Origin of the sequence: Variovorax sp. SG517 (assembly GCF_013376045.1) — a bacterium.
GTDB lineage: Bacteria > Pseudomonadota > Gammaproteobacteria > Burkholderiales > Burkholderiaceae_C > Variovorax.
The window spans coordinates 70,876-95,453 of the sequence record NZ_JABMJG010000006.1 but is presented as its reverse complement, the minus strand read 5'-3'; the positions used below and the strand labels follow the sequence as shown (position 1 = coordinate 95,453).

Below are 24,578 nucleotides of genomic sequence, written 5' to 3'. Positions count from 1 at the left end.
TTCAGCAAGATCTCACGCCTGCCTCCCGTGACTCTTGCTTCAGAAGTTCACTTCACCTGTCGCACAAAAAGGTCGAATTGCTGGACGCGGACCCTGCGCTCTTTCTTGACTGCTCGCTGCGCAGCGCAGTGCTCAGGTTCGACGCGGCCACGCCGCAGGCGCTTCCCCGTACCACCGTGCGTTCGCGGGTTGGTGGTGCGTCCGACGACTGGACATTGTTCACAATTCAGCAAGAAAGAACGCATTGAATGTCGGGTGCCAGACATTCGAAGCCAATCAGTTTCCCTCGCGCTCCTTCGCATCGATAGATTCCGCGCCACTTCGAGGCCTTGCACGGTCGCACGGCCTCGAAATCGCGGCCGGCCTGGGGTTCTCGATTGCAGCGAGCTTCTGCCTTCGGGCCATCCATCCAGCACGGCTGCGCATTCAGCGACCGATCTACATGGAGTACGAGGGAACAAGATGAACAGGACATTTCGGAGTGTCTACAACGAAGCGCTCGGCGCTTGGGTTGCGGCGAGCGAAGTTGGTGCCGTGCGCGGCAAGAGATCTTCAGGCGCTGTGCTCGGCGCGGCCTTCCTGGCTGCGGCAGCTTTCGGTGGCGCATCACCCGCATGGGCAGTCAGCGAGTGCGGCACCGTCGCGGCGGGCGGCACCATCACCTGCAACGGCGACGGTTCGCCCGCGACGGATGTCGCACCTTACGCCAGCGGCATCTTCTATTCGACGCCCGATGTGAAGCTGGTCGTGGACGGCACCGGGGGCACCCTGACGGTCACGCCCGCCACGCCCATCATCGCGGTCGCGAACCGCGGCGGCGCGGGCGCTGCCACGCGCGAAGTGCAGATCAACGGTGACGTGCGCATCACGACCATGGCAGGTACGGCCGGAGGCCCGACCATTGCCGTACAGGCGTACCAGCAGCAAGGGGGCAACGCCCTGGTCATCCAAAATGGCGGCACGATCAATGCCGTCGGCCAGAACGCCTTCGGCATCTCCGCGCGCACGGACGGCACGGGCTCGGCGACCGCGATCCAGAACGGCGGCACCCTCTCGACGACAGGCACGGGCGGCGCCGGCGTCGCGCTCTTTTCAGAGACCTACGGCTCGGGCGCGGCGATCGTCACACAGAACGGCGGCACGATGACCACCAACGGCTCACACGCGGCCTATGCGCTCGCACGCGGCAACGGCAGTGCCGCCGTGACGCAGACCGGAGGATCGATCACCGCTTTGTCCTCGACCTTCGTCAATGCCGGCATCGTCGCGCAGACCATAGGCACTGGCGACGCACATGCCACGCAAAGCGGCGGCACGATCGTCACCTACAGCCAGGGTGGCGCCGTCGGCGCGATTGCGAGTGGTAGTGGCAATGCCACGACCGTGCAAAGTGGCGGTAGCGTGACAGCCAACGGAAGCAATGCAACGGGGCTTCTCGCTCTTACCGACGGCGCCGGCAATGCGTCGGTCACGCAGGCCGCGGGCCTTACGGCGTCCACCACGGGCGCCAACAGCAACGGCATTTTTGCCCTGGCGCGAGGCACGGGGCGATATGCCGTCTTGGTTGCAGGTTCGGTGATCGGCGGATCGGGCAGCAACGCCGCGGCGGTGCACACCTCGGGCGTTGGCGGCGGCACCATCGACATCGCCCCGAGCGCGGTGCTCGACGGCTCCCGCTCAGGCATTGCCGTGCTGGACGAAACCGGCGCCGTCACGGTAACGACGTCAGGTGCACTGACTGGCGACATCCTTACCAATGCCGGCAACGACACGATCAACCTGGTCGGAGGATCGGTCAAGGGCAAGATCGATGCGGGCGCCGACGACGACCGCTTCATCTGGTCGGGCGGCACCTTGTCGGGCGGCTTCTTCGGCCAGAACGGCTCCGACACGGCCCTGGTGTCCGCGGCCAGCTACAACGGCAGCCAGATCCTGGACGGCGGCGACGACGTTTCGGCCGCCGATGGCTGGGTGGACAGACTGACCCTGCAGGGCGTCACGGCCACCGCGGGCGGCGACACCCTGCGCAACTGGGAGTCCATCACGCTGGACAACACCCGCTTGACCCTGGCCGGCGCGCCGCTGACCGTGGGCGCGGGTGCGGATGCCAGTGGCAACCCGCTGGGGCTGTTCATCCAGCCCACCAGCAGCGTGTCGCTCGGACAGTCCGCCTTCACCGTGAACGGCGACGTGCACAACGCAGGCCTGATCAACCTGCGCAGCGCCTCCGGCGCGCCGGGCAATGCGCTGAGCATCTTCGGCAACTATGCCGGCGCGAACGGCATCGTGCAGTTGAACACCGCTCTGGGCGGTGACGCGAGCGCCACCGACAAACTGGTCGTCAATGGCAACACCAGCGGGACCACGCGCGTGTTCGTGAACAATGCGGGCGGCGCCGGCGCTGCGACGATCAACGGCATCCAGGTGGTCAAGGTCAACGGCACCTCCTCGGAAGGCAACTTCACCCTGGCCGCTCCGGTGCAGGCCGGCGCCTACGAATACGGACTGCACCGCGGCGGCCGCACCGATGGCGACGCCAACAGCTTCTATCTGAGCAGCGTGTACAACCCCGTGCCCATTCCCGCAGTGGTTCCCACGTCCAGCCCCGCACCGGTGCCCGCTCCCGAGGTGTACCGCCCCGCGGTGCCGGGCTACGTGATGGGGCAGGTGGCCACGAACGAACTCGGCCTGGGCCTGCTGGGCAGCCTGCACAAGCGCGTCGGTGAGCAGCAGACGCTCAAGTGGGATTACTGCGGCTGCGATGCCAAGGCGCCCGATGACCAGGCCTGGATGCGCCTGCACGCCCAACGCCTGGATTCGGATGGCAAGCGCCAGTTCGGGTTCGAGCAGGAAATGCAGTACTTCCAGATCGGCAAGGACCTGGCGATCAACTACAGCGGTGACGCTGGCGACAAGTCGCGCAACCATACGGGCATCAGCGTGGGCTACGGGCGCACCAACGTCAACTTCAACGACCGCCGCCGCGGTGACGCGGGCATGGGCTACGACACCGGCAAGATGAAAGGCGAGATGCTCACACTTGGCGCGTACCACACGCGCTATGCCGACAACGGCAGCTACCTCGACCTCGTCGGCCAGCTGCATTCGGTGCGCAACAAATACACCGACAAGTACGGCGGCGAAGGCAAGCAAAAGGGTACCGGGCTGGGGTTGAGCGTCGAAGTGGGCCGTCCGTGGCAGATCGGCGAGAGCCAATGGCTGATCGAGCCGCAGGCGCAACTGACCTACCAGGTCACGCGCTACCGCGGCTTCGCGGACAACATCTCCAACGTGGACGGGTTCACCAGTCAGAGCCTTCGCGGCCGGGTCGGTGCCCGTCTGGCCTGGAACGACAAAGCCGAGCGCAGCGACAACCTCACGCGCACCAACACGTTCTACTTCACGGCCAATCTGCTGCATGAGTTCAAGGATCCGAAGGCGGTGACCATCGGCAGCACCGCGGTGAGTGAATGGGGCAAGCAGACCTGGGCAGAAGTGGGCGTCGGGGCACAGCTGCCGCTGACCAGGACGACCTATCTCTACGGCGGGCTGCAGTACCAGCGATCGCTCAGCGGTGCTCATCGCGAGGGCTTTTCGGGACAGCTCGGTGTGAGGGCGGCATGGTGAGCGCGACACAACCCTCGACAACGACAAGGAAAACCTCCATGCACACGAAGAAAACGAACATGACGAATCTCCTCAGCCTCGGTGCCGCGGCCCTTGCCGCGCTCGTACTCGCGGGCTGCGGCAGCCTGCATGACGAACGCTATTACTGGTGCCAGGGCCAAAGCTGCGCGCCCGCGCCTGTCGCAACACCGGCACCAGCTCCCGTTCCGGCGCCCCCCGCGCGCGTGATGCGCCGTGTGACCCTCAGCGCGGATGCACTCTTCGCCTTCGATCGCTCGAGCGCGCCCGACATGCTGCCGAAGGGCCGTGGCGAACTTGACGCCTTGGCTCGCGCACTGCAGGGCCAGGAGATGCAGGTGCAAAGCCTGACGATCACGGGCCATACCGATCGGCTCGGGGACAAGGCCTACAACGAGCAGCTGGGGCTGCGCCGCGCCAACACGGTGCGCGATTACCTCAAGGGGGCGGGCGTCGGCGTGCCCATGGACGTGCGATCGATGGGTGAGCGTGAGCCGGTGACGCGCGATTGCGTGGGCACACAGCGCACGCCGCGCCTGATTGCCTGTCTGCAGCCGGACCGCCGTGTCGTGGTGGACATCATCGGACAGGCGTACAAGAAGAACTGAGTGAAGCGAATGTGCTGCCGTCCGAAGGAGTTCGGCCGGTAGCGCTCAGCTGCGGGCTTCGAACCCGTTCAGTCCAAGGGCACGGATTTTCCGCGAGCCTATAGGACTGCATTCGAATGATTTCGAAGGACTTCCAGATCGAGCACGCTGATCGCGTTGTAGCTGATGTCGATCGCGCCGCTTTCTTCCAGCTTGCGAAGCGCCTTGTTGACGGACTGCCTCGTGACCTGCAAAAGGGCCGCGAGGTCTTCCTGCGTGATCCGCAGGCCGATCTTGATGGCCGTTCCGTCCTTGCTTCCGTAGAGCATTGCCAGTCTTTCGAGTGTCGACGCCAGGCGCTGGGAAAAGGAGCCCATCCAGGCACCGAGCAAGGTGTCCAGCACCTGCCGGTGTTGCTTCATCAGCATGACCGCCACGTCTCTCCACAGCGCTGGCTGCTCGTCGAGAAGTTGAAGGATCAGCGCCGTCGGCATCTGGACGACGGTGGTATTGAGGCAGGCACTGAAGTCGTAGAGAACTCGCTGGTCCGGTTCGGGACTCTCCATGTCTTGCGTGTTCTCGAGCAGGCGCACCAGACCGATGAGGCTCCCGGGGCCAAGCAGCGTCACCGGCGCGCGCGGTCCTCTGGGCGGCGTGCGGCTGACGATGACGTGGCCCGAAATGATCGTGAAGGTCCAAGGTTCGCCGGCCTCGACGCCGACAAGCTCGTGCCTGGCGAAGCGCCTGACTCGAGACTCTGCGAGTAGCCGCTGCATCGGTGCTGGGGGCCAGGAACCAAAACCTGAGGTGAGCCTGAGCGCATGCTCCATCAGCGCGACGTCTTTTTGGGCGAATTCGAAATCTGCCATTGCTTCGGTTTGCCCCTCTAGCGAACAAGCAAGCGCTCAGGATTGGTTATGTTTCATAGCTTAATGGATTGTGAAACGCGATATCGATTTATCTGAAAGCCTTGCGTTCTTGCAAACGAGACCGAGCCACTGCTGGTGATGGCGAGGCCGGCGGATCGAGGCTGCGCGAGGGCTCCGATGTGCCGCCTTGCCAGGTGCGAGGCGGCACTTCTTCCCCTATCGGGCGGTGCGGTCCGTAGGGATCGTCCGCGGGTAGCTGGACCGCAGGACTTCCTGAAGCTGTCGTGCGGAGGGCAGCTTGCCCTTCATCTCGGCCGGCAGCTTGCCCTGAAGCTGGTACTCGGCCACGCCGATCGGGTTGGACTTGCTCTTGAGCGCGAACTCCACCTCGAGGTTGTCCTTCTCGGCGCACAGGATGATCCCGATGGACGGGGCATCGTCGGGCGCGCGCTCTTTCTCGTTCAGGAGGTTGAGATAGAAGTCCATCTTGCCGGCGAACTCCGGCTCGAATGGGCCGATCTTCAACTCGATCGCCACCAGCGCCTTGAGAAAGCGGTGATAGAAGAGCAAGTCGATAAAGTACTCCTTACGCCCGAGCGTGAGCCGGTACTGGCGCCCGACGAAGCAGAAGCCATAGCCGAGCTCGAGGATGAAGTCGCGCAGCCGGTCGATCAGGTGGTCTTCGAGTTCTCGCTCGCGGATCTCACGACGGATGCCGAGGAACTCCAGGTTGTAGCTGCTCTTGAGCGCCTCCTCGGCTTGCTCGGCCAGGTGGCCGGGCAGCGCGAGCGCGAAGTTGTGCACCTTGCCCTCGGCCAGCGAACGCTCGTAGGCCTGCGCCTTGATCTGGTTGAGCAGCACGTTGCGGCTCCAGCCGAAGCGTGCGGTGGCCTTCAGGTAGAACAGGCGTTGGGCCGGCTCTTCGAGCTTGGACAGCAGGTTGACGTGGTGACCCCATGGCACGGCCTCGACCATTTCTCGCACAGCCTGTGCGAGTTCCGGCTGGCTGGTTGCCGCGAGCGCTCTGGAGCCCCGTGGGCGCGGTGTGCCGAGCCCGCTTTCTCGCACAAGCTGTGCGAGAAATTCCGGCGCGTTGTAGGTCTCGTGGAACTGGCGCATGCGCCAGAGGCTCGCCGCGGAAAAACCGGCTGTCCCGGGGAAGGATGCCTTGAGGTCGCGAGCGAGCCGATCGACCACCGCGTCGCCCCAGCCGCGGCGCGCCTGCTGCTCGCGGATGGCTTGCCCGATGTCCCAGTACAGGCCCACCAGCTCGCGGTTGACGGCGCGCGCGGCCGACAGTCGCGCATCGTCGATGCGGCGTTTCAGGTCTTCGACGAAGCGGGGATAGTCGAACAGGGTGGGGGCGGGGGAGGATGGCACCGGGCAAATATAGTCCCTCGACTGTGCTTCGGGGCCATTGGCGTCGCCGCGGGGGCATTCAACAAACCACGGGCACCGGCCTGCGTGAGCGTGGCCTTGCATTTCGACCGGCGGTGCGTGTACGTGGCCGCACGCGCCAGCAGTTCGATCACCGAGTCCGTTCTTACCGAGCGGCGAGACCAGGAGCCGGCCACCCGCTAGGAAGCGGAGCCCCGAGGGCTCGGCTGCGACAGGTCTCCAGACCTGGCGGCTGTCCCGACCAGGCGCAGGACATGGTCGCTGTCCCATTGATCGTCGGCGTGGGAGCCGTAGTGGGCCGCGGCGATCCGGCCCCGCGCGTCGATCAGGAAGTCCGCCGGCAGTCCAAGGATGCCGTTCTCGGCCCGACGGTAGAAGCGCCGCGTCGCCAGCACCCAGCGCATGCCGCTCCAGAAGACAGAAGGGTGGAGCAACGCGCGGATGGAGGTTTCCACGCCGTACTGCCGGTAGAGCCGCTTGTGTGGGTCCGCGACGCAATCGAAAGGGAGCTGTGCCTGGTAGCCGAGCATTTCCTCGCGCGTCGAATGGAACACCACCACCTGCCTTACTCCCGCTGCCCGAACTTCCTCGTGGCGCCGGGTCAGGCCCATCAGGTGGAAATTGCACACCGGACAGCCGGCGAAGCGCCTGAATTGCAGATGCACCCACGCCGAGCCAGAGTCGGGAATCGTGACGCGCTGCCCGAGGATGGTCTCCAGCAGCGCGGATGGTGCGCTCTGGCCGATTTCGAACTTCATGGTATGGGCCTTTCGGATGAGGGTGCGGGCAGGGAGTATGAGAGGAGTAAGGCAATAAACGTACGAAGTACGCATTGACTATACTTGCGGTTCCACAGCACGGTCAAGGACGCCATGGGACGCTCAGCCAGATTCACGCGCGCGCAACTTCAATCGGTGGCACTGGCGCTTGTCGACGCGAACGGACTGGGCGGGCTCTCGATGCGGTCCCTCGCGGCGGCGTTGGAAACCGGGCCGATGACGCTCTACAACTATGTCTCGCAGCGCGAAGAACTGGATGTGCTGGTGGTGGATGCGGTGCTCGGCGAGGTCGGCTGGCCGCCGCCGGACCAGGGACCCTGGGAGGAGGCACTGCGCGACATCGCGATGGCGTTGTGGCACGCGGTGCACGCTCATCCCAACACCGTCCCGCTGCTGCTCACACGGCGAAGCCGCTCGCCCGCGATGCTTGCCGTCGCCGAGGCGATGTTGACGGCGCTGGCGCGAAGCGGGCGCAAAGGGCAGGCGCTTCTGGTCGCGTTCCGCGCGGTGACCGCATTGATCATGGGGACCGTGCAGGCAGACTTGGCCGGTCCGCTCAACCTGCAGGCCGGGGAATCGGCTGTGGACACGATCGCGCGCTTTCGATCCCTGCCTCCGGAACGGTTCGCGCATCTGATCGAGATCGCCGAGGCCGCGACGGCCAGTTGCGCCCAGGCGGATTTCCAGGATGGCCTTGAGCTCTTGATCGCGGGCCTGCGCGGCACGGCACAGGAGTCTGCGTCGGCATAGTCTGGGCCGAGCCGGAGAGGGCGTCGCACTCGGCTCCCGAGACTCGAAGCGCTTCGCTTATGCGCAGAGTCGCTCGGACGTCTCTTCGCTGAAGGCCGCGACCGTGATCAGGCACCGTATGGGAAGTCGATCCCGCTCGGTGATCGAGCGGACCTGCTCGAACCAGGGGCGGATGATTGGCGTGGCGGTGCAGTTGGTGCGCGTGTGGGAGCTCTTGGACCAGGTCATCTGGACTACTGGCTGGCTCAAAAAAAGAGTTCCCAAGCGCAGTGCTTTACGGTGAAACGAGCAAGCGCCTGTGCTGCGGGGCGCCAGCACGCGGCCCTGGTCAGGCTTCCGAACGCTCGACTACCACCTCGCTGATTTGCACGATGGGCTGGATATCCGTGTAGTTGGCGATGTCACCCCTGATCTCTTGCTGGTGCTGGCCAGAGGCCGCTCGGTAAGCTTCGACAGAAGTACAGAAGAAATCGCATTTGGCTGCGTAAACAGGATCAGTCCCCGGGGCACGCCCTGAGAGGCCCTTGTCCACCGAGTAGTAAAGACAAGCAGCGCCGAGCAGCCGCTTCATCATTGGCATATGCCTCTCGCGGTAGTAAGCGTGATCGAACCGCGCGCCCACGGCGTACGGGTACATGACACTGACTTTGATCATCGAGATTTCTCCTGGTGTTGCACGGTAGTCAATACGGCAGCGATACGGCCAGCAGCGGTCTCAAGCCGGGAATCGTGCGCCCGTCTCTTCCAAGGGCATGCGCAGCCCGTTCGTGAGGTAGCTGACGGTGCGATAGAAGCCTGCCAGCATCAGCAGCTCGATGATGGCTTCCTCGGCAAAGTACTTCCGCAACCCGTTCCATAGCTCGTCGTCGATGTCGGAGCGCGCGTGCAGGGAGTCGCACAGGCGCAGGAGGACCTGCTCCTCGGCTGACCAGCACGCTTCGTTCGCCGAACCCGTGACCGTCGCCTGAACCTGCTCTGGCGTCAGGCCGGCAAGCCTTGAGAAGGTCGCGACGTGGACACCCCATTCGTATTCGGACTTGCACAATGCCGTCGTGCGATGAATCACGATCTCGCGCTGTCGAATGCTCAAGTTGCCTTTGTCCAGCAACCCGCCGGCAAAGAACTTCTGAAATAGACGTGAGTCGCGTGCCAACGTCGTGAACAGCCGCAAGGGTGGCTGTCCCTTCATCAGCCTGTCGAGCGGCCTGGAAATGTCTTCATCAAATGGCGCAGTTGCTGGCTCGATGCGTGCGGGCATGCTGGTTCCTGATTCAAGGGTCGCGCCATCCTAGGCGCGTTGCTGTATAAAGTAAAGCATGACGACACCTCGCATCGGCCAACCAGTTCGCGGTTCCACCACAGGCCGCCCCATCATGGTCGCCCTGGACCTGCTGGGAAGGCGCACGGCGCTGCGCGTGCTCTGGGAACTTCGTGGAGACCCGTTGACCTTCCGGGCACTGCAAGATGCGTGCGAGACAAACACGCGTTTGCTCAACACGAGGCTCACGGAGTTGAGGGAAGCCGGCCTTGTCGAGCATGCCGAGGGCGGCTATCGACTAACGGACGAGGGGCGGCGGCTTTCGAAGGCGCTGAAGCCGCTGTCAGCTTGGGCGGAACAGTGGGGGCATGACAAGCGATGAGAAAGTGACTCTCGCCATCCGTGTCGGTATGCGTGGAGTTCGAATGGTTGCGGACTTCTCTGACGAGCCCGAAGAATCGAACGCGTTGCTGTTGCCGTCCCCCGTCATGAACCATCGCAACGGTGCAGGTACGGCATGTCAATTTTCTTCAAGACAGGCGCTTTCCGTGCTGCAAGAATGGCTTCATGCGAGAAGACGGACGTCGTGAAGAAGTGTCGAAGGCCGCCGGCCATCCGATCGGGAGCAGGGTCCGGGATGACGCGCACTTCTTCACCTCCGGGCATGTTGCAGGCGGTGAGCGGGTGGATTGCCTCAGCGCTACTTTCAGGACGCACCGGTACGCCATGCATGCGCATGAGACCTTCGTCATCGGGGCGATCACGTCGGGCCGCGGCACACTGTGGCTTCAAGGCGCGCGGCACCTCGCTGCCCCGGGAGACCTGACACTGCTCAATCCGGAGGATCTGCACGACGGGGTGCCGCATGACGCCAAGGGCTACAGCTACCGGGTGACCTACCCTTCAGCATCGCTCGTTCGCAGCCTGACGGCCGAGATCACGGGTCGCGAGACCCAGCCGTATTTTCAATGCCGCGTGGTCAAGGATCCTGCTGCGGCCAATCGCCTGGTGGCCGCGCACCGGGCATTGGAGACGTCCGGCTGGTCGCTGGCCACGGAGGAGTCCCTCCTGCTGGCATACGCCTGCTGCCTCGAACGACATGCCAAGGGATTCAGCCCTGAAATCCCAAGAGGGCGAGAGCAACGGAGAGTGGCCAGGATCAAGTCGCTTCTGAACGAGCGGGCAACATCTAGCGATGTCAGCCTGGCCGACATCGCCGACGAGGTCGGCGTTAGCCGCTACCATCTGATCCGCATGTTTCACAGCGAAGCGGGGACGACACCGCACGCCTACCTGATCGGCCGCCGCATCGAGGCAGCGAAGTGTCGGCTGCGCCAGGGAGAGGCTCCTGTCCGCGTCGCGGCGACGACCGGCTTCGCGGACCAGGCGCATCTGACGCGAGTCTTCAAGGCCAGGGTCGGCGTGACCCCTGGCGCCTATCGGAATGGGGTGTCGAAGTGAAGGGGCCCGGCGGGCCCGTGTCCTGTCCGCCGGCGCGAGACTCCTGTGCCTCGCCTTGGGCAGATGCTGTCGCAGGAGGCACAGACATCCTGCCTGCGGCGATGGTCGCGATACCCATCGGCCTGCTGCTCGGTGCCCTGTGCAAGTCCAGTGGCATCCTGGCTTCGGAAGCCGGATGGATGTCGCTGCTCGTCAACGCGGGCGCATCACAGTTCGCGGCGGTTCAGCTGTGGGCGCACGACGGGCCGCGACTGGGGCCGATCCTGCTGTCCACCTTGCTGATCAACCTGCGCCATGCACTCATGAGCCTGTCTCTCGTGCCGAAGCTGGCCGACGCGGGCATGTCGCGCATGCGCATGCTCGTTGCGCTGGCTTTTCTCACCGATCCGACGTGGGGATTCGCAGAGCAGCGTGCACGCGCAGGCCGGTCCATCACCTGGTCCTACTGGATGGGCCTTGCGCTCACTTTCACGGCGGCGTGGACTGGTGCCACCATCGTCGGCGCGTGGCTCGGGGCGCTCATCAGCGACCCGCGGCAGATCGGCGCGGACTTCGCCCTGGCAGCGCTGTTCATCGGCATGACGGCCAGGTTCTGGGCTGGGTGGCGGCGTACCGGTTTCGCCATTGCCGCCAGCGGCTTGTCGTCGGCGGCCGTGTTCTGCACCCTGGGCGCTCCGTGGCATGTGATTGCCGGCGCCATGGCCGGCATCGCGGTTGCGTACTTCACGGCGCAGCCGGAGGAACCGAAGGCTCCATGACAACATTCCACGCGACAACCCTCGAGGCGATCACGGCGATGGCCTTCGTCACCTACCTCACCCGCGTCGTCGGAATTCTGATGGTGCGTCGAGGTCGATTTCCCTCCCGAAGCCGGACGAAAGCGGTCCTGGATGCCATCCCACCCGTCATGTTCGTGACGATCATCGCTCCGACCCTGCTTGTCACCGGATGGCCCGAAACTCTGGCGGGCCTGCTGGCTGCAGTAGCGTCGGCTCGCCTCCCGCTGCTGGGAACGATCCTGGTGGGCGTTCTTGCGGTGGCTGTGCTGCGTCTTGGGCTCGGTGCGCTTGGCGTTCCATGAACGAGGATCTGATGAGCCCTGCAATACTTTCCTTCCTGACATTGCGCGATGCCGTCTTCAAGGTTCATGAGCACGGCCCTGTGATCAGCTTCCGGGAGGCGAAGCTCTCGCTTTCCTTCGATCCCGATGCGATGGTGAAAAGCCTGGCCTTCCGCCTGCCGGGCGATCGCCATGCGATTGCGGCCATGCGTGCGGCTGAACGGGCAGACTACAAGAAGATCGCCGACGCGTTGGGCGTGAGGCGCGCGGATCTGCAGATGGCGACCGACGAAGAACTGGCGCAGTTTCTGTCCATGGTTTCAGGCGGCGTGGCCCCCTTGCCGATCAACAACGCGCAAGTGGTGATCGACTCGGGAGTGGCGGAAATGGAGACGATCTATTGCGGCACCGGGCGCAACGATTCGACGCTGGAAATTCGCAGCACCGAACTCCTCCGGGTCAGCTGTGGCTCGCTGAGCGACATCATCAAGCGGTGATCGCTCGCATCGGTGTACGCTTTGACCCGCCGGGCACTAGCCGGGACGGGTGAGCCACGGCTCGCCGCTTTTCTTCGCGAGATGCTTGTGGGCACACGCTGGCGCAGCCCAAAGCTGCGAAGTTGATCGACCCTTGCGCCGAAACGATGTTCATGTCGGACGCCGTTTCAACCAGTCGGTGAGAAGGGGAGGGCGGCGTGAAGCCGTCTTGAGTCGAGCGCTCAAGGACTCCATCAAGGACTCGAAGTACTTCGCAGCCTTGTCGCTGGCTTCAGTCGCGCGCGACAACGCTTGTTGTAGATCGGGGCCATGTTCCCTATCGTCGATGCATCGGGTCAGTTGCTCTCGCGCCTCGTTAGCTTCACGTTCGGCCTCCAGCCAATCTTGCAAACAGCTACGCGATCCCGCCTCAAACATCTGGCTAACCTCCGGAATACTGTCGTAGAAGGTTGCTGCAGATGGCTGTGTAGGAATTCTTCCTCTATCCGCCGCAGCGGACGCTGCCAGTCCGCGCATCGCTGGAGTCACCTCCGCAATCTGCGGGCAGTCGCCCCACGGAAAAAGGGCGGCTCGCTGACCACGGCCTTGATGCCATGCACTGCGGCTGCCACGGAGTCAGTGTCCTGCAGGTCGCCCTGGACTATCTCGATACTGGTCTCATGCAGATGGACGGTGCGCGCTCTATCGCGCAGTCGCTGCAGGCGCCGCACTTCCTGCAGTTCCGCATGCGCCATCGGGGGCCGGGCCCGCTAGACGTTGTGCAGGTAGCGTTCCATGCGCGCCACCTCCACGATGCGCTGCGGCTGGCTGTCGATGAGGGCGATCGGCGCGCGATGACCGAGCTCTCGCTGAGGCCGCAGGAACCAGTCGGCACGCTCCCAGTCTTCGGTCCAGCCCGCGAGTTCGGCCACTACGCAGGCCACGCCTCGGCGCTGCGACATGTCGCTGCGCTCGAACTGGAAGACCGGGAACCACAACACCTCCCGCCAGGTGAAGAACAACAGCTCGCGATGTGCGATCCGGCGGGCGAGCCAGGCGAAGCCACCGGGGTTCCTGGCGGCCACCCGCGCTGCGATCTCGCTGTCGCGCGCGAGGCCGCCGGTTGGGCGGTAGCCGCACAACAGTGCGTTGAAACGCTGATCGAGCGGGTCGACGACGGCATCCTTGTTCACTTGAGCGGCTTGCGCACGAGGCCTTCGGGATCGGGACCCACGAGGTCCGCGTCGGGCGCAAGGCCGTCTTCCCCGCCTATACCGAGCTCGGCGCCCGTGAGTGGATCGCCGTCGCGCGCCGACTGCGTGCGCGCGGCCATCTGGGCGACCACCGGCGCTTCTTCGGCCGAGAGTTCGACTGTGGCCAGGCCGTCGCCGCCGCCGACGGGCGCGGAGTCCTGTGTCATCGGCATGAAGTCCCATTTCCCGCCCTGGTTCCAGGGGCCGCGCAACTCCGGCTCGCCCTTGGACATGCGGAAGTAGACGCTGGTGAAGCGCGGGTCGCCCGGCAGCTTGCCCGGCGGAAAGTTGGGTGTGATCGCGTACAGCGCCTTCTCGAAGGACTTCTGGGGCGCGATCTCGCGCGTCATGAGAAAGCCCAGTGCCTCCTTCACCCCGGGGTCGTCGGTCAGGTTGATGAGGCGCTCGTAGACGATCTTGGCGCGCGCTTCGGCCGCGATGTTGGAGCGCAGGTCGGCAGTCGGCTCGCCGATGCTGTCGATATAGGCGGCCGTCCAAGGGACGCCCGCAGAGTTCACCAGGGCCGGGCCGCCGCCGTAGAGCACCTGCGTGAGATGGCTGTCGTTGCCTGCGCCGGTGATGCTGCGGTAGAGCTCGCCCTGTTCCTCGACGCCTTCGGCCAGCCGCCCCTTGGCGCCCTTGTTGAGCATGCCGACGATGGTGCCGATGATCTCGAGATGGCTGAGTTCCTCGGTGGAGATGTCGAACAGCATGTCCTTGCGGCCCGGGTCGTCCTCCCCGAGGGCCTGCGTGAAGTAGCGGCAGGCCGCGGCGAGTTCGCCCTGGGGCCCGCCGAACTGCTCGAGCATGAGGTTGGCGAGGCCGGGGTTGGACTCGCTCACGCGAACGGTGTACTGAAGTCGCTTGTTGTGAGAGAACATGAAGATGGCTCCTGGTTGGTTGGAGGGAAAGGATCGGCATTGCGTTCGGGCTGGCGCGTGCTTCTGCGATGCGACGAATGGCGCGTGCCCGGCGCGGGTCATGTGTCGTGGCAAGCGGCATGCCGCTCGAAGGGGGACGAGGAACCGGGGGCGAGGAGCAGGAGGGCGGTTGCATGCGCCCCGCGTGCCTCTGCACTGCTTTCTTCGTTCGCTGCGAATCGGTGCTCCACAGGGGCTTGCGGGCAGTTTTGCCGCAAGTTTTGCCAATCCGCCGAAAAGGAATTCCGTGCTGCCGAGCAGTGGCGCCTCGCGGCTTGACGATCTGCTCGTCGCCTGGCCCGCGCAGGTCCTGGCCGGCAAATGACTGACAGCGTGCCTGCAGAGTGGATGACACCGCCCTCGCGGCACGCGCGCACCATGGATTGCAGCGAGCCATTCCGGCCCGTCGGCCGGACGCAGGCGCGAGCCCCCGCGTTCGGCCTAGCCATTCCCTTGAAGGAGCTTTCCATGCCTGACTACACGACAGCCGGCAGCCCCGGCGCCACTGGATCCGAAGAAGTGGTCGACGTACTCGACGACCTCCTAGAGAACGCACGCGACGGCGAGTACGGCTTCAAGGCCTGCGCGGACGAAGTCAATTCGCCTCAGCTCAAGCAGGTCTTCCAGGACCGTGCTTCGCAATGCATCGCGGCTGGGTCCATGAAAGGATCGCTCGGCGCCGACAGTGCGCTGTCGATGCTAGAGGAGTGCGAGCGCGGCGAGGACGCAGCGGTGGCCCGCTACCGCAAGGCACTCAAGGCGCCGATTCCAGCGGACGTGCGCTCTGTGGTGGAGCGGCAGGCACAAGGGGCGCAGCGCAATCACGACCAGATCAAGGCATTGCGCGACCAGATGCGCGCAAGGGCCTGAGGGAGCCGTGATGCCCGGCTCATCCGCAAAAGACCGTCCGGCAACCGCCTCGGCAGTCGCCGGTGAACATCGACCAGAACCGCGCGGTGGGGCAGGACAGCCCAACCGAGGGCAGCCGCATGGGGCGCGAGGCCAACAAGAAGCGCGGCTACCCCGGCTCGCCCGACATCGGCACCAACGCCGCCCAGAAAGAGGAGGCGGGAGAGAAGCTCCCGCCCTCGGACGCCTGAGCGGCGTGCCTCCGGCCGTTGCAGGCGCGTGCGGCGTGCCGGTCGGATCCGGCAGCTGCACGGCGCGGCCGGCCTGCCAGGCATCGGCGCCGGGCGCCACTGCAGGCGCGAGGATGTCTTCACGGTCCCTTCGCTTGTCAGCGCTGCGCACGCCGAAGCGCCGGTCCCGCTCCTCGATCATCGCCGTGTCGGCTTGGCCGTCCGAAGTGAAGCCCATCATGAGTTGCGGCACGCCCAAGGGCAGTTCCTTGTGCTGGTCTGTGTGCCAGGTGTGAAAGGTCTTGCCGTAGGTGCCGACGAGCTTCTTCATCAGCGCGTGCTCCGCAAGCTGCGGAATTCCCGGCGCGATCAGCTGGCCCGATTTCACCTCGTGCGCATGGCTGTGCCAGAGCGCCTTCTCCGCGTCGGGCAGCCCCTTGAAAAGGGCTTCGCTCACGGATGTACTCCACGCCCATGAGCTTGGACTGCCTGGTGTTGCCATCGAAGATCACGCACTGGATCAGTTCCTCGTTGAGGATCGTGCAGTAGTGGTGTGCTTCCATCTGCGCGTCCATCCGGCCGCTATAGAAGTGGAAGCCGTCGAGATAGGCGTTGAGCGCTTCCACGGGCGGCTTGTCCTGCAGCACGACGGCACCCGCCTCCAGCGCCGCTGTGTCCTGGCGTTTCTGAGCGCCCGGCGCCTGGACGCTGGAAGGGCTGGTCCCGTCGCCGCAGCCTGTAAGCGCAAGGGCGATCATCAGCATTGCGCCGCGCGTAGCGATGTCGAGGAAATGGCGGCCCATGGATTGCGTCCGGAATGGAGTTCCTGGTTGTGGCAATCGGCATGCCTGTCGGAGCCCGTGCGTATTGACGAACGCCTTGGCCGGCCTCGGACCGGCGACCTGGTCGTCAAACGAACGTCCTATCGCTCCAGGTGCCAGGAAGGAGTTTGGAGCATGTGGATTTGATTCTTCTCCTACACGGCGAGCGGCGAGAGGGCGAGAGTCTTCGATGCTTGATCAACCCAGGAGTGCATCCCATGACCCGATTTCCTCTTCACCTCGCGGCCCGCGTCGCCGTCGTTTCCTCGTTGCTCGCCTTCTCTTCGGCATGGGCCGCCGACAAGCTCGCGGCCGCCGATGCGGCGATGCTCAAGGACATCGCGCAGGCCAACATCGCCGAGATCGAGACCGGCCAGATGGCGCTGGAGAAAAGCTCGGACGCCGAAATCAAGAAGTTCGCGCAGATGATGGTCGACGACCATTCCAAGGGGCTCGGCGATGTGAAGACGCTGGCTGCCGCCAAGGGCACCGAGCTGCCCGACTCGCCGGACGTCAAGCACAAGGCCACGGCTCTCGAATTCAAGGCACTCTCGGGCGGCATGTTCGACAGCCGCTATGTGAAGCAGGCGGGCGTCGGCGACCACGAAGCCACCGAGAAGCTGCTGAAGAGGACCCAGTCCCAGGCGAAGGACGCCGATCTCAAGGCCCTGGCCGGCAAGATGTTGCCGGTAGTGCAGTCGCACCTGCAACACGCGCGCACCCTCGAAGCCAGCATGGCCAAGAAGTAGGCCATGGACCCGCTCCGGCCTGCGCCGCGCGAGCCGTGCAGCGCGCAGGCCGGCGGTTCAATAAGGAGTTCTCATGGACAAGGCTCGAGACAAGGGCGGCCGCGCCGGCCGCAGATTGATGGCCGCATTGTTGGCCGTCATCGCGATCATCGTGGTCGGCATGCTCTTCTTCTACGGCGTGCGAAAGCCGGAGCGCGGGCCGGGCAACGTTCCGGCCCAAGGGGCCGCGAAGCCGCTGCAGGACAACGGAAGTCCGCCCACGTCGAAGTAGGTGCAGCAGCAGCGCTTCGAGCGGGTGCGCGGAACTACGAGTCCGTATGAACGAAGCAGAGCTTGTTTCCCTCCGGGTCGCGGCAGTAGGCCGCATAGAAATCCGGTGCGTAGCGCGGACGCAAGCCTGGAGCGCCTTCGTCGCTGCCCCCGTGGGCGAGGGCGGTGATCCACAGCGTATCGACCGTGCCGCGCCTGTCAGCCAGGAAGCTGACCTGGGTGCCGTTCCCGGCGCCGGCCTCCAGGCCGTTGAACGGGCGATTGATCACGAACTGCGGCCAGCGCCGGCCCGGACGTCGCCAATAGACGCCTGCGGGCCCGATGCTCTCCAGTGCCACGATCCGCTGCAGCCCGAGGTGCGCGAGCACGCGGTCGTAGAAGGCGCACATGAGGACCAGGTCCCGGGCGCCGAGCTGGATGTGTGCGTACATGGCGTTCGTACCCTCGTAGCCTGGCGTTGCCCGCTTCTCAGATGAATGGCACGCCCCCGGTCACCGCCACGGTGGCTCCGGAGATGTAGCTCGCCTGGTCGGAGGCGAGCATCACGTACACCGCCTGCAACTCCGCCGGCTGGCCGGGCCGCTTCATGGGCGTCTGCATGCCGAAGTTCTTCACCTTGTCGGGCGGCAGCGTCGAGGGGATCAGCGGCGTCCAGAACGGGCCTGGCGCCACGCAGTTCACGCGGATGCCCTTTTCGGCCAGCAATTGCGCCATGCCGCCGGACATGTTCTGGATCGCGCCCTTGGTCGCGGCGTAGGCCACGAGCGTGGCGTTGGGCTTGTCGGCATTGACCGATGCGGTGCTGATGATCGCGCTGCCCGGCTTCATGCAGGCCGCCGCCGCCTTGCATAGGAAGAAGTTGGCGTAGACGTTGGTGCGGAAGGTGCGGTCGAACTCCTCGGGCGTGATGTCGGCCAGGTCCTTGTGTGCCATCTGGAAGGCAGCGTTGTTCACCAGGACGTCGAGCTTGCCGAAGCGCTCCATGGCGGTGTCCACCAGATGCCTGCAATGGGGTTCCTCGCGGATGTCGCCCGGCACGGCGACGCAGGTGCGGCCCTCCTTCTCGATGAGCTGCGCGGTGCGCTGCGCGTCCGATTCCTCCTCGGCGAGGTACGAGATCAGCACGTCCGCGCCCTCGCGCGCGAAGGCCAGCGCCACGGCGCGGCCGATGCCGCTGTCGCCGCCAGTGATGAGCGCCGCCTTGCCGACCAGCTTGCCGGAGCCGACATACGAGGATTCGCCGAAATCCGGCGCTGGGTCCATCCGCGATTCGAGGCCGGGCGGTGCCTGGCGGGGCGTGTCGAAGGGCGGGTTCGGGGCGGAATGCATGGGATGTGTCATGGTTTCTCCAATCAGGAACAGAACAGGGGATTCAGGGCTTGCCCGCCCGCGCGGCGGGCAGGTGGACGCGGGAGCCGGAAGTGGTCGCGATGCCGAAGACCGTGGCGCATGGCTCCAGCGGCATCACGCATCCTTGCCGATGCACCCGGGAGACATCGGCGCTCGCTCGTTTCAAAGCCCAGGACGCTGGTCTCGCTCTTATCGGGCTCGCAGTTCATCGGCGGTGCGCGGCTTGGGCTGTAGGAATGTTCCGCTCCGCCCGCGGACATATGGCGAGAACATTCGGCGGCGCCCGGTAGGTTTTTTTTCGCCTCATGGATGGAGCTTCCCGTTCGGGTTGACAGGTCACGGGTTTCCTCACGGCAACCGACGTGCCTGCCCTGTGCTTGAACATGGTCGCCCAGGGGCGCGCGCATGGAGATGCGTGCAGACCTACACGGAATGTCCCGTCACTCTCACGGGCGGGGTGGCCCGAGAGCAAAAGCATGGCTTTTTCTTTCGCGAAGGAGACCTTCGATGGCATCCAACAGAAAACCCCATGGCGGTGACCGCAGACATGACATTGTGCAAAGCGGAGGAGGCCCCGGCGAGCCCTCCTTGGATTTCGACGACGAGGAGATCTACTCAGGACGCAACGGCACGCGGGACGCCGGTACCACCCGCGCGCGAGGCGGGGACAGCGGAAGGCTCGGACCTCCTGTGGAACAGCTGTCCGACAGCAACGGGCCCAGCGCTCCGGCCAACCGAAAGGGGCGCTCATGATCCGCACCACGATCTCCCTGGTGGCCCTGTACGCGGCAATTACGCTGCACGGAGTGCAGGCGCAACCTACCGGCAATCCGAAAGGATCGGTCGCACCTAGTACTCAGGGCAATCCGGCCAAGACACCGGCGAATCCCGCGCGCAACGTAGATACCGGCAGATCGGACCCCTTGAACGAGAGCAAAGGGCCGCCGGATGTACGCACCCGGCGCAGCGAGCGGCCGGGCGGAGGCTCGGCCACGGGCGGGCTGACGCGCCGCAATCCTCAGGATGCGAGTCCCTTGCCGACTCCTGAACCGAGCAGCGGGAATACAAGACAGCCCCATAAGTAGCTGGATTCCCTCGTTTGAGAGGAGGGCGGGTGCGCTTGTGTGTGACCGTGCACCCAAAGCAGCGGCACATCGAGAAGGCTTTCGGAAGTTCGGTGCCATGCGCGCGAGCCCAACGTTCGCGTAGTGCTGCGAAAGCGAGTTTCGGTGAGTGCGCGGGGCGTGACAGCTGCCGGGGGCAGTGTGAGCGTTTCGACGGCCTTCTCCTGCAGCCAAGCTCGATTCGCTTGCTGCGCGCGTCAAAGGCGAGGGAATCTCGGCATGAAGCCCAACTCCTCGCGGATGCGGCGGCCGTCCATCAGCGCATCGAAGGCGCGCGCGAACTCGGCGTTCGAGCTGTCCGGCGGCGGGGCGCCCACCGAGGCAAAGAGCGCGGCCAGCGTGGGCGCTTCGTCGCCGACCACGTTGTAGATGCGGTGCTTAGGCGACAGGGCATCGAGCAACAGAGCGACGGCCTGCGCGACGTCCACGTGGTGGGCGATCGACATGCGTTGCGCCGGAGGAAATCCGCGCATTACCGGAATCACCTCCTCGATATGCGGATCGCCATCGCCGTACACGAACGGCAGGCGAAGCACACGCACGTCCAAGCCTTGCATCCCCAGGAGGAAGCGCTCGGCGGCCAACTTGCTCACCGGATAGGCGGTCGTCGGCGCACAAGGGTCGTCCTCAAAAGCGGGCTGCCCACCGTTCGCGCCGTAGACAAGACCTGTGCTGGCGAAGAGGAAGCGCCGCACCGAGCCGTTGCGCGCGGCGTGCGCGAGACGCTGCGTACCGAGGTCATTGACCGCGTGCGCCTGCTCGGGCGTCGCGCCGCGGAAGAAGGCGGCACAGTGGACCACGGCCTCGATGCCGTGCACTGCGGCTGCCAGCGAGTCAGCGTTCTGCAGGTCGCCCTGGACGACCTCGACACCGGCCTCACGCAGAGGGGCAGCGCGCGCCGGATCGCGCACGAGGGCTCGCACGTGGTCACCCCGCAGGGCAAGTCGCTTGGCGAGTCGGCTTCCGACCTTTCCGGTCGCTCCAGTGATCAGGATTTTCATGGCCCGCAGCGTAGCGGTGGGCCCTCGACGCGAATTGGAAGAAACGGACATGCGAAGGTGAAACCCCATCCCTTGCCGCGCGGCTGAATAATCGGGCCATGCGTGTCTACAACGTTCCCCACGGTCACCCGACGCAGGGTGCGTCGGCCGCGTCCTGCCTGGCCGCACTCTCTCTGCACGAGATCGACCGCGACATGCGCGGCACCCTGGTGCCGCGCATGGAAACCCAGATCGTCGTTCGCTTCGGGTCGATGGCACGGGGCGGACTCGATGCGCATGTGCTCGGTGCGCGGCAGCAAGTGCACCGCAAGCTGGTTTTCGGCGGCCAGCGGATCGTGGTGGCGCGTCTTCGCCTGGGCACGCACGAGGCGGTTCTCGGCGCGCCCGCTTCCGCCATCGCCGGGCACACCATCGCACTCGAGGATCTGTGGGGCGACAGCGCGCGGCTGTTCGATCGGTTCGTCGACGCGCGCAACATGGCCGAGGCGGCCGCGGCGCTGGAGGGCGCAATCTCCGAGCGCATCGGCACCGCGCAAGAGCGCAATGTCCATCCGCGTTTCGCGCTCGAAGCCGCCAGGAGGCTGCAGAGCGCCAGCGTGGACGTTGTCGCCGCAGACCTCGGCGTAAGCGCCCGACACCTGCGTCGTGTGTTTCGCGAAGCACTGGGCACCAGCCCCAAGGCATTCGCCAGGCTCACGCGCTTCCACCGCGCGCTGCGCGATGCGCGTCAGGACGGCCGCGTGGACTGGGCGGGGATCGCCGCTGCCGCCGGTTACTACGACCAGGCGCACCTCATCGCCGAGTTCCGGGCGATTGCCGGCGTGACGCCGCGTGCACTCGTCGACGAACTCCGTGCGGGGCCTGGGATCGACTGAAGTCAGGTTGCTGCGCTGGCGTGCAGAGCGGAACGGGCGTGGCTCCTGAAGCGTCTCGAAATCCCGCCAGCAGGAATCGAATCAGCCGCTCACTCGAGGGCGGGATGCAATGGACTGGGCGAAAATCCGTGCCGCCCAAGCACGTCTACTTCGCGTCCCCATTTCTTCAGGCTCTCGTGGCACCCATCGAACTCAAGGGCTTCATCCTCACCCGCCACTGGCGGGATGCCCCGGCGGGCACGGAGATCGAATACTGGCTGGCCACGGATGCGGGGCCGATGAAGGTCGTGCTCACCTCCCAGGCGTCCGTCGCGTTCGTCGCGGCCCGGCACCGCGCGGCAGTGCAGGCGCAGCTTGCCGCCATGCCGGGGATGGAGCTTCGCGAGCTCGACCTGAAGACCTTCCAGCGGGAGCCCGTCGTCGGTGTCTATGCGAAGCACTTCCGGCAGATCGGCCGGCTGGCGCGCGCACTCCGTGCACAGGACGTTCCGCTGCTCGAGGCCGACGTGCGCCCGCACGACCGCCACCTCATGGAGCGCTTCATCACCGCCGGCGTGCAGGTGGAAGGAGGGTGCACGGACCGCTCGGCGCTCGTCGACTGCAGGCTCAGGCCCGCGCCCGAATACCGCCCGGCGCTGAAGATGGTGTCGCTGGACATCGAGACCAGCCAGTACGAGGCACTCTATTCCATTGCGCTGGACGCGGCGCAGGACCGGACCGTCTTCATGCTGGGCGAACCGCCAGTCGTGCCGGGCGGGCCGCAGGCGCATCCGGACTTCTCGCTCGTCTATTGCCCGACCCGCAGGGCCATGATCGAGAAGCTCAACGAGTGGTTCGAGAGGAACGATCCGGACGTCATCGTCGGCTGGAGCGTCATCCAGTTCGACCTGCGGGTACTGCAGAAGACGGCCAACGACTGCGGGGCGCAACTGCTTCTGGGACGGGAGCGAGGCACCATCGACTGGCGCACCCACCCGGGCAAGCAGGGCTATCTGTTCGCCTCCGTGCCCGGGCGGGTGATCGTCGACGGCATCGAGGCACTGCGGGCCGCGATGTGGAGCTTTCCTTCCTTCAGCCTGGAGAGCGTCTCGCAGGCGCTGCTGGGCGAGGGCAAGGCCATCGGCGACGAGTACGACAAGATGGCCGAGATCGAGCGGCGCTACCAGGAGGACAAGCCCGCGCTCGCGCACTACAACATCCGGGATTGTGAGCTCGTCCTGCGCATCTTCGAGAAGGCGAAGCTGCTGCAGTTCGTGCTGGAGCGGGCGCAGACCACCGGCCTGCAGATCGACCACTTCGGCGGCTCCATCGCGGCGTTCAGCCACCACTACCTGCCGCGCATGCATCGACTGGGCTACGTGGCGCCGAACGTGGGCGAGATACCGAGCAAGGCCTTCCCCGGGGGCTACGTGATGGACTCGAAGCCGGGGTTCTACGACTCGGTCGTGGTGCTGGACTACAAGAGCCTCTATCCCTCGATCATCCGCACCTTCCTCGTCGATCCCGTGGGCCTCGTGGAAGGCGCCGGCGCGAGCGATCCGGCCGCGGTCGTCCAGGGGCCCCAGGGAACGACCTTCTCCCGCACCAGGCACTGCCTGCCGGAGATCGTGACCACGCTCTGGCGCGCGCGGGACGAGGCCAAGCGGGCCGGGAACGAACCGCTGTCGCAAGCACTCAAGCTGCTGATGAACTCGTTCGCCGGCGTGCTGGGCGCGTCCGAATGCCGCTTCTTCAATCCCAAGCTGGTGTCGGCCATCACCCTTCGGGGGCACGAGATGATGAAGCTCACGCGCGAATTCGTGGAGCGCCGGGGCTACGAGGCCATCTACGGCGACACCGACTCCATCTTCATCTGGCTCGGGCGCACCCACACCAACGAGGAGGCGCATGCCGTCGCGGCAGGCCTCGTGAAAGACATCAACGGCTGGTGGACACGCACCCTGCGCGAGACGCACGGCCTCGAGAATCTGCTCGAGATCGAGTTCGACACCCACTACAGCAAGTTCTTCATGCCCACCATCCGCGGCTCGGACGTGGGCAGCAAGAAGCGCTATGCCGGCCTGAGCAAGGACGCCGCGGGCAAGGAGGAAATGATCTACCGCGGCCTGGAGATGGCCCGCAGCGACTGGACCCCGTTGGCGCGGCAGTTCCAGGAGGGGCTGCTCTCGCGCATCTTCCGTGGCGAGCCCTACGAGGAGTTCGTGAGGGAGTACGTGCGCTCGACGCTGTGCGGCGGCCAGGACGAACTGCTCGTCTACAGGAAGCGCCTGCGCCATCGGCTGGATGCCTACCTCGTCAACGTGCCGCCGCAGGTGCGCGCCGCGCGCCTCGCCGACGAGCACAATGACCGGCTCCATCGGCCCAGGCAGTACCAGAACGGCGGCTGGATCCGCTACGTCATGACCCGCAACGGCCCGGAACCGATGGAGGCCCTTCACTCCCGGATCGACTACGACCACTACCTGAGCCGGCAGCTGCAGCCGATCGCCGACGCCATCCTGCAGCCCATGGGAGCGAGCTTCGCGGCCCTGACGAGCTCGCAGCAACACCTTTTCTAGCGCCGCGACCGAGGCGAATCCCCCCGGGCGCGCGCTGCCGGGGCTGTGGCGCACCGGGCCGACCTGCCAAAAGAAAACCCGCCGAAGCGGGTTAAATGGACAGCCATAGGAGGAGGGTAGAGGGAGAGATTGGCTGTCCCGGCTGCAGTGTAGCCCTTTTGTTTCCAGAGTTTTGCGAAATCGGCATGCGAAAAAGTGACAGCGTGTTGCCGGCGGCTGCACGACGGTGCTTTCTTTCGGCACCAACAGGCGTCCCGACGCGGGCCGATGCCCTGGGGATGCTGACGAAGATCCG

24 protein-coding genes and 2 pseudogenes are annotated in these 24,578 nt (G+C 65.4%); 14 read left to right on the top strand and 12 right to left on the bottom strand.

Annotation, left to right across the window (positions count from 1 at the left end):
- The first annotated feature begins 462 nt into the window (after positions 1–462).
- Both FHT32_RS19055 and FHT32_RS19050 read left to right on the top strand, forming a co-directional pair.
- Complete coding sequence (locus FHT32_RS19055) at positions 463–3,627, top strand: autotransporter outer membrane beta-barrel domain-containing protein (protein WP_176666541.1); 3,165 nt, start codon at positions 463–465, stop codon at positions 3,625–3,627.
- Between the two features lie 38 nt (positions 3,628–3,665).
- Positions 3,666–4,253, top strand: a complete 588-nt coding sequence (locus FHT32_RS19050; RefSeq protein ID WP_176666177.1) for an OmpA family protein — start codon at positions 3,666–3,668, stop codon at positions 4,251–4,253.
- Positions 4,254–4,351: 98 nt separating this feature from the next.
- Here FHT32_RS19050 and FHT32_RS19045 read toward each other — a convergent pair whose 3' ends face one another.
- The 3 genes from FHT32_RS19045 to FHT32_RS19035 form a co-directional block, all read right to left on the bottom strand.
- The gene (locus tag FHT32_RS19045; protein ID WP_176666176.1) at positions 4,352–5,101 is read right to left on the bottom strand and encodes a Crp/Fnr family transcriptional regulator; all 750 of its coding nucleotides are present in this window, start codon (positions 5,099–5,101) and stop codon (positions 4,352–4,354) included.
- Between the two features lie 216 nt (positions 5,102–5,317).
- A complete protein-coding gene (locus FHT32_RS19040) occupies positions 5,318–6,481 on the bottom strand; it encodes a YhcG family protein (RefSeq protein ID WP_371132203.1) in 1,164 nt (387 codons plus the stop codon).
- 197 nt (positions 6,482–6,678) lie between these two features.
- Positions 6,679–7,257, bottom strand: coding sequence for a peroxiredoxin-like family protein (locus FHT32_RS19035; protein WP_176666174.1), 579 nt, complete (start codon positions 7,255–7,257; stop codon positions 6,679–6,681).
- Positions 7,258–7,371: 114 nt separating this feature from the next.
- Here FHT32_RS19035 and FHT32_RS19030 point away from each other — a divergent pair, with 114 nt between their 5' ends.
- Entirely contained in the window at positions 7,372–8,028 is a 657-nt protein-coding gene (locus FHT32_RS19030; RefSeq protein ID WP_176666173.1) for a TetR/AcrR family transcriptional regulator, read from the top strand.
- A 328-nt stretch (positions 8,029–8,356) separates the two neighbouring features.
- Here FHT32_RS19030 and FHT32_RS19025 read toward each other — a convergent pair whose 3' ends face one another.
- Positions 8,357–8,683: an EthD family reductase gene (locus FHT32_RS19025; RefSeq protein WP_176666172.1), complete on the bottom strand. Its 327-nt coding sequence runs from the start codon at positions 8,681–8,683 to the stop codon at positions 8,357–8,359.
- A 60-nt stretch (positions 8,684–8,743) separates the two neighbouring features.
- The gene (locus tag FHT32_RS19020; RefSeq protein WP_176666171.1) at positions 8,744–9,286 is read right to left on the bottom strand and encodes a carboxymuconolactone decarboxylase family protein; all 543 of its coding nucleotides are present in this window, start codon (positions 9,284–9,286) and stop codon (positions 8,744–8,746) included.
- Positions 9,287–9,401: 115 nt separating this feature from the next.
- Between FHT32_RS19020 and FHT32_RS19015 the strand changes: the two genes are divergently transcribed.
- From FHT32_RS19015 to FHT32_RS18995, 5 genes are all read left to right on the top strand, one after another.
- On the top strand, positions 9,402–9,668 hold the full coding sequence (locus FHT32_RS19015) for a winged helix-turn-helix transcriptional regulator (protein WP_371132202.1): 267 nt from the start codon (positions 9,402–9,404) through the stop codon (positions 9,666–9,668).
- A gap of 185 nt (positions 9,669–9,853) precedes the next feature.
- A complete protein-coding gene (locus tag FHT32_RS19010; protein WP_176666169.1) occupies positions 9,854–10,747 on the top strand; it encodes an AraC family transcriptional regulator in 894 nt (297 codons plus the stop codon).
- Positions 10,748–10,848: 101 nt separating this feature from the next.
- The gene (locus FHT32_RS19005) at positions 10,849–11,505 is read left to right on the top strand and encodes an AzlC family ABC transporter permease (protein ID WP_176666168.1); all 657 of its coding nucleotides are present in this window, start codon (positions 10,849–10,851) and stop codon (positions 11,503–11,505) included.
- Complete coding sequence (locus FHT32_RS19000; RefSeq protein WP_176666167.1) at positions 11,502–11,828, top strand: AzlD family protein; 327 nt, start codon at positions 11,502–11,504, stop codon at positions 11,826–11,828. Before FHT32_RS19005 ends, FHT32_RS19000 begins: the two co-directional genes overlap by 4 nt.
- On the top strand, positions 11,825–12,304 hold the full coding sequence (locus FHT32_RS18995) for a YbaK/EbsC family protein (protein ID WP_176666166.1): 480 nt from the start codon (positions 11,825–11,827) through the stop codon (positions 12,302–12,304). The genes FHT32_RS19000 and FHT32_RS18995 overlap by 4 nt, the downstream gene beginning before the upstream one ends.
- Positions 12,305–13,053: 749 nt before the next feature.
- Here the strand turns inward: FHT32_RS18995 and FHT32_RS18990 are convergent.
- Both FHT32_RS18990 and FHT32_RS18985 read right to left on the bottom strand, forming a co-directional pair.
- The gene (locus FHT32_RS18990; RefSeq protein WP_176666165.1) at positions 13,054–13,476 is read right to left on the bottom strand and encodes a hypothetical protein; all 423 of its coding nucleotides are present in this window, start codon (positions 13,474–13,476) and stop codon (positions 13,054–13,056) included.
- The gene (locus FHT32_RS18985) at positions 13,473–14,417 is read right to left on the bottom strand and encodes a manganese catalase family protein (protein WP_176666164.1); all 945 of its coding nucleotides are present in this window, start codon (positions 14,415–14,417) and stop codon (positions 13,473–13,475) included. The genes FHT32_RS18990 and FHT32_RS18985 overlap by 4 nt, the downstream gene beginning before the upstream one ends.
- Before the next feature lie 507 nt (positions 14,418–14,924).
- Here FHT32_RS18985 and FHT32_RS18980 point away from each other — a divergent pair.
- Positions 14,925–15,326: a PA2169 family four-helix-bundle protein gene (locus FHT32_RS18980; protein WP_176666540.1), complete on the top strand. Its 402-nt coding sequence runs from the start codon at positions 14,925–14,927 to the stop codon at positions 15,324–15,326.
- A gap of 62 nt (positions 15,327–15,388) precedes the next feature.
- A complete protein-coding gene (locus FHT32_RS18975) occupies positions 15,389–15,556 on the top strand; it encodes a hypothetical protein (RefSeq protein WP_176666100.1) in 168 nt (55 codons plus the stop codon).
- 172 nt (positions 15,557–15,728) lie between these two features.
- Here FHT32_RS18975 and FHT32_RS35050 read toward each other — a convergent pair.
- Both FHT32_RS35050 and FHT32_RS35045 read right to left on the bottom strand, forming a co-directional pair.
- Positions 15,729–16,037 (bottom strand): annotated as a pseudogene (locus FHT32_RS35050) (DUF1264 domain-containing protein); the annotation flags it as partial.
- Between the two features lie 16 nt (positions 16,038–16,053).
- Positions 16,054–16,110, bottom strand: a pseudogene (locus FHT32_RS35045) (hypothetical protein); the annotation flags it as partial.
- A 464-nt stretch (positions 16,111–16,574) separates the two neighbouring features.
- Between FHT32_RS35045 and FHT32_RS18965 the strand changes: the two are divergent.
- The gene (locus FHT32_RS18965) at positions 16,575–17,105 is read left to right on the top strand and encodes a DUF4142 domain-containing protein (RefSeq protein WP_176666163.1); all 531 of its coding nucleotides are present in this window, start codon (positions 16,575–16,577) and stop codon (positions 17,103–17,105) included.
- A 73-nt stretch (positions 17,106–17,178) separates the two neighbouring features.
- Positions 17,179–17,376 (top strand): hypothetical protein, encoded by a 198-nt coding sequence (locus FHT32_RS18960; protein ID WP_176666162.1) that lies wholly within the window; start codon positions 17,179–17,181, stop codon positions 17,374–17,376.
- Positions 17,377–17,410: 34 nt separating this feature from the next.
- Here the strand turns inward: FHT32_RS18960 and FHT32_RS18955 are convergent, their stop codons facing one another.
- The 3 genes from FHT32_RS18955 to FHT32_RS18945 all read right to left on the bottom strand — a co-directional run bounded on the left by FHT32_RS18955 (position 17,411) and on the right by FHT32_RS18945 (position 20,850).
- Positions 17,411–17,806, bottom strand: a complete 396-nt coding sequence (locus tag FHT32_RS18955) for a VOC family protein (protein WP_176666161.1) — start codon at positions 17,804–17,806, stop codon at positions 17,411–17,413.
- Between the two features lie 37 nt (positions 17,807–17,843).
- Positions 17,844–18,704, bottom strand: coding sequence for a glucose 1-dehydrogenase (locus FHT32_RS18950; RefSeq protein WP_371132201.1), 861 nt, complete (start codon positions 18,702–18,704; stop codon positions 17,844–17,846).
- A 1,342-nt stretch (positions 18,705–20,046) separates the two neighbouring features.
- Entirely contained in the window at positions 20,047–20,850 is an 804-nt protein-coding gene (locus FHT32_RS18945; RefSeq protein ID WP_176666159.1) for an NAD(P)-dependent oxidoreductase, read from the bottom strand.
- A 98-nt stretch (positions 20,851–20,948) separates the two neighbouring features.
- Between FHT32_RS18945 and FHT32_RS18940 the strand changes: the two genes are divergently transcribed.
- Entirely contained in the window at positions 20,949–21,725 is a 777-nt protein-coding gene (locus FHT32_RS18940) for an AraC family transcriptional regulator (protein ID WP_176666158.1), read from the top strand.
- 176 nt (positions 21,726–21,901) lie between these two features.
- Positions 21,902–24,283 (top strand): DNA polymerase II, encoded by a 2,382-nt coding sequence (locus tag FHT32_RS18935; protein WP_176666157.1) that lies wholly within the window; start codon positions 21,902–21,904, stop codon positions 24,281–24,283.
- The last annotated feature ends 295 nt before the right edge of the window (positions 24,284–24,578 follow it).